Below are 13,689 nucleotides of genomic sequence, written 5' to 3' on the forward strand. Positions count from 1 at the left end.
ACGATGAAAAAAATGCATTGGATGACAATCATCTTACTTTTGGCCGTAACGGCTTTGGCAGGATGCTCTGGCAATGCGGACAAGACAGCAAGCAACGACTCGTCCGCTGCGTCTCAAGCAGATGTCCCGCAAGAAATTACAGCCAATCTGGCTGGTGGCGAGCCTTACACGCTGGACCCTGCTTTCGCATCAGATACAACGTCCTATTTTGTCATTGATAACCTGTATGAAGGGCTGTATACATACGACAAAGCCGGTAAAATCGTAGAAGGTGCTGCCAGCAAAGTAGATGTATCTCCTGACGGCAAAACGTACACCTTTACCATTCGTGACGGCGCAAAATGGTCGAATGGTGACCCGCTGACAGCTAAGGACTTTGAATACTCCTGGAAACGGGTACTGAATCCGAAAACAGCTGCTTACGATCCTTCTGCCCTCTATTACATCAAAGGTGCCGAAGCGTACAACACGGGCAAGGGTAAAATTGAAGACGTAGGTGTTACAGCTAAAGATGATAAAACACTTGTCGTTGAGTTAAAATCACCGCTGAGCTTCTTCCCAACGATTGCTGTCGGTCACGCCTATTTACCCGTGAACCAAGCTGTGGTGGAGAAGAGCGACAAATGGGCAGCAGAAGCTAACACAATTGTCGGCAATGGCGCGTATGTAGCCAAGGAATGGAAGCATAACGAACAAATTACGCTGACGAAAAACGATCAATACTGGAACAAAGATGCCATTACAATGGCAACGATTAACTTTAAAATGGTTCAAGACTCCACAACCTATTATCAAATGTACAAAACAGGCGATCTGGATCTGATCCTGAGCCTTCCGGTAGATACACTGGATCAGGAAAAGAGCAACAAGGAATTCCTATCGCACCCGTCTTTTAGTGTGTACACGTATTCTTTCAACGTAAAACAAAAGCCGTTTGACAATAAAAAAATCAGACAGGCCATTGCCTACGCCATTGACCGTGAAGCACTGGCTACCAACGTAACCAAAGGCGGCGAAACTCCGGCATACGGATATGTTCCATACGGGACAACAACACCGTCCGGCAAGGACTTCCGTGATGAAGCACCGAAAAAATACTATGAATTTGATGCGGCCAAAGCAAAGCAATTGCTGGCTGAAGGTCTGAAAGAAGAAGGTTTGACCAAGCTGCCTCCGATCACCTTCAAATACAACACGTCGGACAAGCATAAAAAAGTAGCTGAAGCCATTCAGGAAATGCTAAAAACGAATCTGGGGATTGAAGTGACGCTGGAGAATCAGGAATGGAAAACGTATATTGATACCTTTAAACAAAAGAACTTCCAGATTGCTCGTATGGGCTGGGAAGGAAACTTCCTTGATCCACTTGGCGTATTGGGGCATTATACTTCCAAAAATTCGAACAACTTTACCAACTGGAGCAATCCAGAGTACGACAAGCTGATCGAATCTTCAACCTTTGAGCTTGATCCGGCAAAACGTTTTGAACAGCTTCATCAGGCGGAAGACGTATTGATGGAAGATCTGCCGATCATTCCAATTCAGTTCTCTGCGGATACTGCATTAATCAGCCCTAAAATTCAAGGTATCGTATTTGATGCTCGTTCGAACCCAGATCTACGTTTTGCAAAACGGGTCGAAAAATAATGATTTTACGTTTCGGGATTACTGCCCTGATTGTCGGCACCTTAGGATTTCTATACGCCGCCCCCCATCTCATGTATGGTCGTGAAAACCTGGCTACCGCGAATCTACTATTTCTGTTAGGATTGCTGGGCTTGGTGATCGGTGCGATCTTCCATGTTCTGCAAAGTGGTTTTCTCACCCTCTTCCTGCGGGGATTTGCCGACATCGGTCAGTTGTTCATTCGGCAATCCAAGGCATTACAGGAGGAAAATGAACGTTTGCGTTCCGATGAATCTCTGTCAGCCTGGAAAACATCCATGTTCCGCCACCTCAGGGTATATACCTCGGGGTGCGGGGCGGGGCTTTTACTTTGCTCGGTGGTATTAATGGGGATGAGTTAAGGAAATGAGAAGCTTTCTTGCGGTTGGTGGACGCTACGCGTGCAGATTGTTCTTCCGATCGCCACCGCCCCCGGATTTCTATTAAACTAAAACCTGTAAAGGTTAAAATCCGGGGACAAAAGCGAACGCTTCGCTTCTCCAGAACAATTCTGCCCGCTCCGCTAGCAACCGCCAATAGAGCTTCTATACGTTTTAGTGATTGGTAATATGAAAAGAGAGAGTTCCGCAAAGCGTTTGCTAGCGGAGCTCTCTCTTTTTTCATTTTTTATATAACTTTGAAAAGTTTCTCATAGTACTACAAGACTTATTAGCCTTAATAAATACGCTTTTCCTTCGCTTCTTGCAGCCATGACGGGAACTCGTTAAGTAATAGTTCGTACAGTTGATTGTCTTCCATAGATTCAATATCTTGTATTTGAAAGAAATTAGCGTTATCTACCACACGGCCTTCTATGTTGTCTAGCTTCTTTAATACGCCAAAGTCGGATTCACCCACACCGATAAATTGCCAGAAAATTGGCTCTCCTGATGAATCAATGACCGCGTTGTCAATGTTATCCCCTTTGCCACGCTTCACACCGCCATCGTTAATAAAAATAACAAAAGCCGGATCTGAAGAGGGTTCTTCCTTAGTGTACTTGGCAATGACATCGCGCATCACTGGAGGCTCATCATTTCTACCAAACTTGGGCAAATAATCATTGGACAAAATATGTTTTTCAACATAGTTGTCAACGTCATTTTCGGTAACGGCTGGCAACCGTGAAAAACGGTGATCATACACCCACACATCCAGTACCCCATCATCATCCAAAGAACTTGCTACAGCAACAATTCTCTCCAACACTTTTTGGACGGTTCCATTTTTGTACAAACTTCTCATAGATCCAGAAATATCGAGCACTAATCCAACTCTTGCGGTCACATTTGTTAGATTCTTTTTAGTCAGTACCAATTGCGCATTCTTTTTAAGTAAAGAAATACCGCTCATGTTCCCCACGCTCCTCTATGATGTTTTCACTAGTCCGTCTAATCTACCATCTGCGTCGCCGATCGTCGCCTCTGAGGGGATAGTCGCTCAATTCTCCGAGTTGGTCATGTGCAGTCTTATAAATGCGGAGGATCGCTTGTACCTTGTTAAAATCATTATCCTCCGGGCCGAATCCCTCCATATACATCCTTTGGATAATGTTTTGGAAAAAATCTACACGCTCGCGGATCGAATCCTGCTCGATTTGCAGCACATCTTCAAAGCTATGTTTCTCGGCAAATTCAGACAGCTCATCAACTTCCTGTTCTTGGTATCGATCTCCCCGAGTTTCGGGATTGAGATCAATCGAGGTACGCAGGGTGGACAATAAAATATTTTCGCGTGCCAGCATGACATGAAAATCTTTGTTCTTCAACAGATCTGTAACGATCAGACGGCACATTTCTTTGTTCTGTAGCAGAATCCCGTCAAAAGGATGCAGCGTCCACACACCATAGTTAAAAAATAAATTAAAATTGAAGCTGCTGCTTCCATACTGATATACAATGTTGATTTTCGATTCGTCGATGATTTCAAATGAAAATTCCAGCATGCATTCTCCTTTGGGATTCCAATATTTAACTCTATCCTATCAGAAAATGCATGATTTTCAATAAAAAAATTTATTTCACAGAATCATTTAACTCCGCAATGGAATCTGCTTTTTCACTACTGGCAGCCACCAGCAAATAGACGATGACACAGCCCAAAATAAAGGACATCATACGTTCATTCTCTCCTTTGTCAGTTCACTTTTTAAGAGTTTATGCACGAAAATGTTATCTATGTTTATCATGTCCTTTAGGGTCCGCTGGCAAACCAAAAAAAGACGCCGTTTGGACTCACCATGGCGTCTTTTCATATATTATTGTGTTCTCATAAATTAGCTATCAGTTCAAAAATGAGCTTAGCCCCTCAGTAGAAGGGTTACCCTTCAGCGGTTGGGATTGTTCTTTTCCTTCAATCCCCAAACGCTGGCTAAGGTTAGCATTGATTGCTGTCATTTTACTTGTATAATCATGACAGCTTTCAATAATTCGACGGTTCGATTTTTCAGACAAATCCAAAGCAGATACCAAATCGCCAATTGCCTGATTCACAGCCTCCAATGACATAGACGGCTTGCTAAGCAAATCTGTTGTTCTCTCGGTCGTCGTTTTGAGAAGCTTCGCATTTTCCTTGAATTGATCCTCAATCGTACGGTTAGTGGCATCAACGGCTGAAATAATTTTATCTTGATCCGCCAGTGCCATCGCGATCATAGCTGATACGGTGATTAGATTCGAAGTTTTATCAATCGCATTATTAACGGAGTCAATCAGTTTATCATTGTTATCATTAATAATATCCGTTGCTGCAATCGCCTGATTGTATAACAAGATCATTTCAGTCATCGACTGTGTGCGAGTAACCACCTTGCGCAGTCCCCGCTCCAGATGAGGCTTGCGATTTTCATTTTCCGGCTTGGCAATCTCGGTTTCAAACAGCTCTTTCAAGCGATTACCAAAGGCAATCTTCGTTTGCAAATTGTAAATTTCTTCAATGGAAGCCTTCTTCAACTGCCGCATGCTGACGATGTTTTCTTCCAGATTATCCTTGCCATCTCTTAAAGCAGTAATGATTTTTTCGATGTTCGTCTTCACCGACTGATACTTGTAAATGTAGTTTTTCAACGGGCTTTTACGCAGGAGCTTGCCAAAAAAACCTACATCTTTACTCTGCTGAAGCGTTTCGCATTCATCCCGGAGTTTTAAGATCATATTCGATACCTCAGCCCGATCACCAGACATGAGGTCGTTTACTGGACGATCCAACATTTTAAGGGTTTGTCCTGCCCGCTCCTGCGTTTTAACCCCCAGCTTACCGATATCATCCATTAAGGTATCCAGACTCATAACATCGCTTTGCGATACCTTTTGAATCAGCTGTGAAGCCTCCTCAGTCACCTTTTGTTCGTCTTCTTTTTTCAATTCAGCCCATGGGGTCGCCATACGCTACCTCCTATTCTGAAAACAACTGCTAAACCGAGGCAAATCAGTGTTATTCAGAGCAGCTCTGCTGCATTTTAAATTTAAAATCGCCTACAATTCGGAACTGCTATACCGCTGGTGAATAAGCTCTGCTTTGCTCTGTAATTCCATCAGATCCTTATGTTCCACCGTGGATACAATTACAGATATTTTGCTATCTACATCTCGCAATCCGTTTAGTAGCGTCCTGCGGTTGGTTCGTTTGGCATCACCACTGAGACGAAGAAACGGGTTAATCAGTCCGTTCAAGTCCTTCAAAATCAATCTCCGAATTGTGTGATTCACTTCGCTGTTTTTCAATTCGTGCAAAAGCGGGATGACCCGCTGCAAACGTGCAAATAGAGCCAGTGCTTTCTCGACAATCTCGTTATCAAGCGCATCTTTCTGTCCCTCGGAGATCACCATATCCTCCAGCACCTCTAGATACTCCACAACCTGAACAAATTCACTGTTCATCTGGTCTGGCAAACGTACTTGTCCTGTTATAGACTCTCGTAGAGCAGTAGCTTCCTTTTCATGTTGTCGTCCCTCACCAGCCCTCTCTTCCACCGGGATCACAGAACCGGTCAGATTGGGACGAGGATGACGAACAGCCATGATGAGGCTGTATCCTCCCATACAAATGATCGGAATCGCCAAACACACAAACAACGGCAACCAATAACTTAGTAAAAGCGCAATCAGGTAGCTGACCACAGCAATCGTGGCACCCCACATTTTAGAAGTCATAGCTTGTACCTCCTGACGTAAACCCTTACCATATTGTAGAAAACAATATTTATCTATGTCAATGTAAGGATTGGCGTATCGTGATTGGCTGCTCGATATGACTGGCTAAAATATCATATTGTGGGTGTAGTGAACCGATTTCATAACCCAAAGCCGATTTTACCGCCAGATAGGGAAAATTGATACCAGACAAGCATGAGACATGAAGTCCTCCAGACATCCGCGGATTGATCTCCAGCAACTTGGCCTGCTCGCCGTTATATTTCACCTGAATGTTATAATTGTACGGAATGCGATACGCTTCAGCGACCTTCTGTGCCACTTTTAACAGCTCAGGATGCTGCTCCAATAGCCGTAAACGTCCACCTGCCTTCCGACGCGGAACGGCTGTTAACAATTTTCCGCTTCGGTCAGCCAAGCAGTCGATACTGTATTCGTATCCTTCCAGAAGTTCCATCACCATCAAATTGGGGAACTTCTCTGTGGAAGACAATACGCGATGTGCTTCCTCGAACGAAATATGATTCAGTGCATGCCCGAACAGTTCCTCCAGTGGATTACGTTCATTATCAATGATACGAAAGCCCATTCCACCTTCAGCATTACATGGCTTAAAACATACCTTGTGCCCAAGTGCTATTAATGACTCGTATGCCTGTTTAAACTGCTCGGCATTGCTGGCAATGGCATAATCGGGAATCGCGACAATCCCCTTTTGACGAATGGATTCATAAAACAGATCCTTTTCCATCAATTGCGCCAGCAGTTCGGTATCCCTGCATACCATTACTTCTGTCCCGATATCGTCGAACAAATAAAGATGCTTGCTAATATCGAGCATATTCCACCGCGGAATAAAGATATCAATTTGGTGCCGTCTACAAAAATCAGCACAAAATTGTGCGTACTCCACACCGCTCGTGCGCGGCTCTACTTCAGCTACATCACTGGCCTGTAGTGCCATGTGCTGCGGATCAGAGTGTGTGGCATAGATCTCGAACGGAATACCGTCCTCATTGTTACGAATAGCATTCATATAATGATACACCACCGAAAACCAGCGGTTAAAATACACTTTGACCTTCTTCACAGCGCCACGTCCCCTATTATTTTAGTCATGAAGTACGAGCCGCTGACACGCTCCCGTGCACTTCATAGACATATTCCATCATTTCATCCGCTGCATAAACCCCCGACACTTCCGTAAATCGGTAATTGACCTCTAGCTGATCCCGCAGCTGTTCCCGATACAATTCACCATGACGCGGCGCAATCGCATAGTCGGCATAATCCAGCAGACAACGGTCCAGCAGAGAGTCACCGGATGCAACCACAGCTCCCCCATTGGTAAGGTTGCGGATATGCTCCACGGCTGCCTGTTTATTCACGGCCGCAGGCACCAGATATACTTTACGGCCTTGAATGGATACCTCCCAGCCCATTTCCTGCATCACCCGCGCCTGCTCCAGCACCTGCTCCAGCGGCATTCGATCCCGGTCGATCACGAAAGCATAAAATAATTCATCGCAAAAACGCTCGCTTACGACCCAGTCCTCATGCAGCACCTGTCCGAATACCTGGCGTGCTTCTTCCGCATGAGCACCATCACGGCGTACTTGTTCGTGAATACGTCGATTCCACTCTCGGTCCACCTCGCCTCCGACAATGATGTTTCCGCCATTACTCGTCACGGCATAGGCGGGAATCAATTCCGTCTGGAATACGGTGATTCGCCTATATTGCTCCATGGTCCGGGTCGTCACAGGCATAAACATGACATCTGCTGGTAGGGTCTTGAGCAATTGCAGAGCTTGTGCAGAAATAAAAGCCGACGTCGCTCCGTCGATCTGTTCCGCAGGCTGCAGACCAGGGGATTCCAGCGGCACGCCAAGCGAGCGTTTGGAATAAATCAGTGTTTGATCCAGATCACTTGCGTAGATCATTCTTGTCCTCCCTTGAGCGGCTTGATGATTCCGCAACAGGAATAGGTCAATCCTTCAAATACCTCAACGGGCACTCCACGATCCTTGGCCAGCAGCATAATATGCTGAAGATTCGGATTATCTTCACGGTCAATCAGAATTTTCCACGGCACCCTGCGGAGCAATACGCGAGTCGTCTCCCCTACTCCCGGTTTGACCAGATTGATATCCCGAATACCAAATGCCTGCTGAATCGCCTCTATATCCCGTAAGCCCTGCCACGTCACGGCAGGCGGATTCAATGTCATCTGTTCCGCATGTGCAACCGCCGTTTCAGCCACGGCTTGAAAGTACTCGGATACCGTGTCCACAAACGTATTGGACTGATCCACTGACCGCCAGGATTCATAAAATTTAGCCCCGTGAAAATCGTCCGGACCTATTAGATCGTCGCGTAATACCGTCCGGCTCATCAGACCCGATACGGTTGAATTGAGGCAAGCGCTCGGAATCAAATAGTCTTCTCGTGTACCAAAGGTCTCCGAGCAGCTGCCCGGATCAGCCAGCACCGCCAGATCATCATTTAGGCGCAGCCCGTAATCTGCATTCATTTCACGGCAAGCCTCGATTAACACCTGACGAATGGCGCCTTTCCCCGTCCAGCCATCGACAAACTGAAGCTCAATCCCCAGCCCATGCTGCTGTAAAATATATAAAATAGCATTCCGGTCAATGCCTTTGCCACGAATAATGGAAATGCTGTAGTGGGGCATAGATACGCCATACTTCCAGTCAATGTAACGCTTGATCAGGATGCCAATAGGCGTTCCCGCTCTGGCAAGAGAAACAATCGCCGTGTTTAGGCCTCTTTTTCTCACAATCATCTCAGCCACAGAAGCTGCTGCTAATGCAACCTTTTGGGCAGATTGGGCAAGCGTTTGGTGAAACAATTCAATATACTCTGCTGTGGGTTGGTATTCCACGGGCAGCATTTCTGAATAATGGACTCCAGACTGTATCGCCTCTTCGCGATCCTCCGTTCCTTTTTCCAACGCAACCCGGCTCAAATCCTTCAATAAAAAAGTAACATCCGAGGCAGGATAACTGCCTAGCGGTACGGGCGGATGAATGTTCTTCTGCTGTATTTGCTCCATGAGTGCTTGCTTCATATCCGCGCTCCTTTATTCTCCTGCTTAGTTAATCCGTTAAAATAAACGACATGCACTTTATTGCAGTGCAGACGGCTCAATGCATCCAACATGGGCTTCATTCGCTCAGGGTCCGACTCTCTTTCCAGCAAAACGAATATTTCGTCATACTGACCGGGCTCTACATTATAAATAAAATTGCGTACCGTGCTGTCCTCAGGTGAAGGATAGGTCACACCACAAGCGACGCCATACCCTTCTTCCTGGTGGGGATATACCGGACTGCGTGTCGTCGATTGGTAAGAAACATCCGGACCTAACTCCGCAGCAATGCGCATAGGAATGTACATGAATTCACCCGTACCCATTACCAGTGTGCGTTGTCCTGAACGAAGTTGGTTCAGTCGTTCAGCTGTGCGCGCGATTTCTGCATCCAATGCTGGATTGTCGGCGGATTGTAGACCAAAACGACCAGTATATTTAAGATAAGGAGCTGTATTGACGTATCCATCGGTTGATAGGGAACTGTGTGATACTCGCTCAAAAGTGGAAGCATCCTTTTCAAGATGGCAGTCAATTATTCCAGGAAAATCTTGATTAACCTCCACAGTACTAGTGGCCGCATGCTCTGCGTTCCCGGTCTGTCCGGCATATTCTCTGTGGTCCAGTATCGGTGCTCCCTGAATTTCTATCTTTCCTTTGAGCAAACTTAGAGGCGTAATCCTGATGCCCAGCTCTGCTTCCAGATCGGCAAAAGCCTGTTCGTCGCTGTCTGTCCGCCAGTCCAATAACGAAGCTATCACATACTGTTTGCGCGGAAAATGCTCCTGAATATCCCGTATAATATTAAGTGTTGTTTTTCCCGTCGTAATCTCATCATCTACCAGCACAATCGGTCCACCTCCAGCAAAAGCATCCTCATTCAGTGCGTAGCAACGATGATCCACAGCGTGCGAATGCTCTTCTTCAAACCGAATAATAGGCCGAAGGTCCGGAATATCCTCGCGTGTCGTATGAATATATGTAGCACCGTCATCAAACAACCGATACATACTGTGCCCGAGGGCTGTAGCCGTCTCGGCAAAACCAACAAACTTGATTGGCTCCGGAAAAGCAAAAATCAAACGCTCATTCATCAGCTTTTCATAGGCCTCTTTCGCATAATTCGAGTCAAGAAGTCCTCTCACGGCCTCTTGAATCAGTTCATCCATCTGTTGTCCTGACTGTGGAACAAGCTCTTTATATAGCAGGACTGCCAGTGCTGCCCCACTTAACAGAGAAGTGTATGGATTTACCGGAATATGCTTGCCGAGCACCTTGCTAACAAACAAAAACGAACGCTTTTTGTTGACTCGTGCCGCCATCGCAAACAGCTTGTCCACAGGAAGACGGAATGGATTATGAGCTTCCGTAATTTTAACGCTGAACCGCTCTAGAATTGGCAGCAGATGTGTTTTCGTGGTTGGGTAAGAGACTGACAAAATGTTGTTGTTCATGTAACACCCCGTATACTTTTGATCTATTTATAATACGATGAGCCCAATTTAAATGAGGCTTGATTTCGTTCATTTTGTTGGCATAGGTGCTCTTGAATACACCCAGACTACCGTCGTTGCGCTCAACAATCTCAAGTGCATCCATATATTCTTCATGAGTCACCGCATACATGGCCTGTACCGGCTTAATATGGGACGGATGAATAATCGTTTTGCCGATAATTCCGTTCTCTTTGTCCATCATGACCTCTCGAATCAGCCCATCCACCGCATCTGAGATGAAGTCCATTCGCAAGTGGCGCCCTGGTTTCCCAAATGCGTCTTCAAAGGGTGACACTCTTAATTGAGGTTTAAAGATGCGTTCTCGGTGAGAGAAATATTCCCAGACAGGACCGGAAATGACATAATCCGAGTCCACGCGTCCGAACAAGTTCATAATATCTGCGATGCAATCCCGAATGACGGCGATTTCATAAATCGTAATATCCGGGCTGCGTCTCAGTCCATATAAGCTGGAGAAATCAGTTGCCCCAATTCGTACATTCAGCACATATTCCTGATATTCGTCCAAAATTTCTTTAATCGACAGTAGCTCTTCCCAGCGGGTTTCCCGATAAATAATTTTAGAGCTTTCAAGAATCGGCAATCCATACAACACAGGCATGTGGCTTGCGTCTCCTGCCCCTGTATGATTATTCCGGTTATATTCAGCTATGAGGGCAAAATACGCCCGTCCATGATCAGAAGAAAACTTGGGGAGGACAAAGCCCGTGAGCAGCACCAAGGTTTCGCCCAAGCTGTTCAGCAGTCGTTTCAGCTGTTCCACAGAGCGAACACGTACAAACAGCAAAGGTAATTGTTGTTCACTCATCATACCCGTGCGCACATAGGTTAATAGTTGAAGCAGTTGCTGTGCCAGGGATTCTTCGGCCTGTTCGACCTGCTGATCCCCTATAGCATCCTCCAAATCTAAAATGACCGTGGTTAGTCCTGCATGCTTTCCATTTTTGATCTCTTCCGCTACTTCCAAGCGGGTCGCCGGCATGTACAGAGCTGCCCCTATCGCATAAGCTAATATACTTTTGGGTGAACGGTTATGAAACTCCAATGGTGGAGTACAAAAGATGCTTTCTACTTCCTCAGAGGTTAAATCATTAAAATATTTCAGGGCCCTTCCCTCCTCTAGCTTTATCTCGCCTGATTGAAGCCCTGTGCTTCGGGTATAAAAGAAATCCCCCCTTAGTTTCAGGAGGGATTTCGCTATACTTTGTACATTAAGCCTCTTTGTCGGCCTTTTTCTTTCTTTTCGCCGAGCTGAGAATCATTGTGCCTACAAAGACGGCAATCAAAATGCCGAAGAATAATACTTGCGACATATGAAAGCCAAAAGCAGCAGCCAGCATTTTACCCCCGATAATGGCGATCATAATAAAGGCTGTCTGTTCCAGTTCCGGAAATTTGTCAATGAGCTTGAGGAACAGTTGTGCGACACCACGCATCATCAGAACGCCGAGTATACCACCCATGAACAGAACCCATACTTTCTCGCTCACCCCAAAAGCGGCAATGACGCTGTCAATACTGAAGGCAATATCCATCAGTTCGACCATTAATACGGTTTTCCAGAAAGAAGTAGGTTTGTTCTTCACTTCTCCATCACCCTCGGACTTGAACAAGCCCTTATAAGCGATATAAAGCAGATAAGCAGCACCCAGTACCTTAATCAGTGTAAATTTAATCAGGAAGGTACCCAAGCCGATGGCCAGAAATCTGAACAAATACGCACCTAAAATCCCGTAAAATAAGGCTCTCTTCTGCTGTTCCTTTGGTAAATGCTTAACCATAACTGCGAGAACCAAAGCGTTATCCGCTGACAAAAGACCTTCCAGCAAAATGAGAGTACCAATAATCCCCCAACTTACCGGGTCAGTAAGCGTGCCTACCACATCACTCCATGAAAAGAAATGACCGTAGTTCTCACTGATATTTTTGAATAAATCATTTAACATGAAAAGAGTGCCTCCGATAATTCAGTTTATTTACTACCCTGCGTCCAGCGCATGCCCCAGTTGTATGCCCGATCAAGTTCACGATGACCGCCATAGAATTGCACGAGTCTCTCAATACTGAACGTTTCATCATTCACATTTTGGATCATCGCAATCGCACACATCCCTTTGCGATTGTCATGTTCGTTCATATGAACAATAATGTCCGGTCCGTCCTTCTGGTACAGCGTGACCACCCCGTCTGCTTGTGACCAGTTCGTGACTCCTTCATAAATGAAGGTAAACACCAAAATTCGCTTAATCTCAGAGATTTTAGCCCCATTTATGCGGAGATTTTCCCCTGTTTTCACAGAGCCTGTCCGGTCGTCACCATCAAGGGCAATGTACGGGAAGCGATGGAGAGAACCGAATGCTTCCCCAAGCGCCTGAACAACCCCTTTATCCCCGTTCTTCATCTCATACAAGCAGCCCAGGTCCAGATCGACACTCTTGGAGCCACGACTGAAAAATCCTTTGCTCTGCTGCACCTGATTCCAGTTCAGATTGATTAGGATTTCACCCAATCCGCTTGAGCCCTTTTTCAGGTTAATGGTGTCGCCCTTTTTCTTCAGCTCTATTTTCCGCAAATTCAGATTTACTGGAGTTGCAGCTGGCTCTGGCTTTGGAACAAGAGGTGCAGGTGGGGGTGTTGGTGCTGGCGTCGGAGGAGCCGGATTATTTTCCACTTCAATGCCGAAATTTGCACACAACGCATCCAATCCACCGGAAAAGCCTGCGCCTATCGCGTTAAATTTCCATTCACCGTTATGGCGGTATAGCTCACCTATTACAATGGCCGTCTCGACTGTAAAGCCACTATCCAAATTAAATCGCAGAACCTCTCCATTAACCGGATGAACAAAACGTATAAATCCACCTTGAACCTGTCCAAAATTTTGTCGTTTCTGATCCGCATCATAAATGGTCAGCGTAAACGCGATCTTCTCGATATGGGCAGGTACTCTGGTTAGGTCCACAGAAAATTGTTTTTTGTCACCCAACTGTTGTCCATCTGAATAAGTGATAAAGGATGTGGTCGGATTATTGTAAAAGATCAGATCTTCATCGCCCGATACTTTCCCTCCAGGGCCCAGCAAAAATGCAGAAGTATCGAGTTCCAGAGCCGCTGAGGACTCCCAACCGATCCCTATATTGACTTGGCTCAGACCCGGATTCGTTTTGGTTAAATCCACCTTCTGCCCCTTTACTACGATAACAGCCATGAGTGTGTCACCTTTCTGTCCGTTTGTCGTTTTCAG

At 45.8% G+C, this 13,689-nt stretch carries 13 protein-coding genes; 2 read left to right on the top strand and 11 right to left on the bottom strand.

What is annotated here, in order from left to right; genetic code table 11:
* Positions 1-3: 3 nt before the first annotated feature.
* On the top strand, positions 4-1,647 hold the full coding sequence (locus tag ACQQ6X_RS11960) for a peptide ABC transporter substrate-binding protein (RefSeq protein ID WP_149035561.1): 1,644 nt from the start codon (positions 4-6) through the stop codon (positions 1,645-1,647).
* On the top strand, positions 1,647-2,027 hold the full coding sequence (locus ACQQ6X_RS11965) for a DUF3899 domain-containing protein (protein ID WP_305165496.1): 381 nt from the start codon (positions 1,647-1,649) through the stop codon (positions 2,025-2,027). Before ACQQ6X_RS11960 ends, ACQQ6X_RS11965 begins: the two co-directional genes overlap by 1 nt.
* Before the next feature lie 313 nt (positions 2,028-2,340).
* Here the strand turns inward: ACQQ6X_RS11965 and ACQQ6X_RS11970 are convergent, their stop codons facing one another.
* From ACQQ6X_RS11970 to ACQQ6X_RS12020, 11 genes are all read right to left on the bottom strand, one after another.
* Positions 2,341-3,018, bottom strand: coding sequence for a vWA domain-containing protein (locus ACQQ6X_RS11970; protein WP_305165497.1), 678 nt, complete (start codon positions 3,016-3,018; stop codon positions 2,341-2,343).
* Positions 3,019-3,061: 43 nt separating this feature from the next.
* Positions 3,062-3,610 (bottom strand): hypothetical protein, encoded by a 549-nt coding sequence (locus ACQQ6X_RS11975; protein ID WP_305165498.1) that lies wholly within the window; start codon positions 3,608-3,610, stop codon positions 3,062-3,064.
* 337 nt (positions 3,611-3,947) lie between these two features.
* The gene (locus ACQQ6X_RS11980; RefSeq protein ID WP_149036200.1) at positions 3,948-5,048 is read right to left on the bottom strand and encodes a toxic anion resistance protein; all 1,101 of its coding nucleotides are present in this window, start codon (positions 5,046-5,048) and stop codon (positions 3,948-3,950) included.
* 90 nt (positions 5,049-5,138) lie between these two features.
* Positions 5,139-5,816 carry a hypothetical protein gene (locus tag ACQQ6X_RS11985; protein WP_305165499.1) on the bottom strand — a complete coding sequence of 226 codons (678 nt, stop codon included), beginning with the start codon at positions 5,814-5,816 and terminating at the stop codon, positions 5,139-5,141.
* Between the two features lie 58 nt (positions 5,817-5,874).
* Complete coding sequence (locus ACQQ6X_RS11990; protein ID WP_305165500.1) at positions 5,875-6,906, bottom strand: ATP-grasp domain-containing protein; 1,032 nt, start codon at positions 6,904-6,906, stop codon at positions 5,875-5,877.
* 25 nt (positions 6,907-6,931) lie between these two features.
* Positions 6,932-7,759: an HAD family hydrolase gene (locus ACQQ6X_RS11995; RefSeq protein WP_305165501.1), complete on the bottom strand. Its 828-nt coding sequence runs from the start codon at positions 7,757-7,759 to the stop codon at positions 6,932-6,934.
* On the bottom strand, positions 7,756-8,907 hold the full coding sequence (locus ACQQ6X_RS12000; protein WP_064795732.1) for a cysteine protease StiP family protein: 1,152 nt from the start codon (positions 8,905-8,907) through the stop codon (positions 7,756-7,758). Before ACQQ6X_RS12000 ends, ACQQ6X_RS11995 begins: the two co-directional genes overlap by 4 nt.
* Positions 8,904-10,250 carry a phosphoribosyltransferase family protein gene (locus ACQQ6X_RS12005; protein WP_305165646.1) on the bottom strand — a complete coding sequence of 449 codons (1,347 nt, stop codon included), beginning with the start codon at positions 10,248-10,250 and terminating at the stop codon, positions 8,904-8,906. Before ACQQ6X_RS12005 ends, ACQQ6X_RS12000 begins: the two co-directional genes overlap by 4 nt.
* A 52-nt stretch (positions 10,251-10,302) precedes the next feature.
* Positions 10,303-11,490 carry an HpcH/HpaI aldolase/citrate lyase family protein gene (locus tag ACQQ6X_RS12010; protein WP_305165502.1) on the bottom strand — a complete coding sequence of 396 codons (1,188 nt, stop codon included), beginning with the start codon at positions 11,488-11,490 and terminating at the stop codon, positions 10,303-10,305.
* Positions 11,491-11,656: 166 nt separating this feature from the next.
* The gene (locus ACQQ6X_RS12015; RefSeq protein WP_305165503.1) at positions 11,657-12,391 is read right to left on the bottom strand and encodes a TerC family protein; all 735 of its coding nucleotides are present in this window, start codon (positions 12,389-12,391) and stop codon (positions 11,657-11,659) included.
* Between the two features lie 26 nt (positions 12,392-12,417).
* Positions 12,418-13,653, bottom strand: a complete 1,236-nt coding sequence (locus ACQQ6X_RS12020) for a TerD family protein (protein ID WP_305165504.1) — start codon at positions 13,651-13,653, stop codon at positions 12,418-12,420.
* Positions 13,654-13,689: the final 36 nt, after the last annotated feature.

Source organism: Paenibacillus ottowii, assembly GCF_050516475.1.
Lineage (GTDB): Bacteria > Bacillota > Bacilli > Paenibacillales > Paenibacillaceae > Paenibacillus > Paenibacillus ottowii.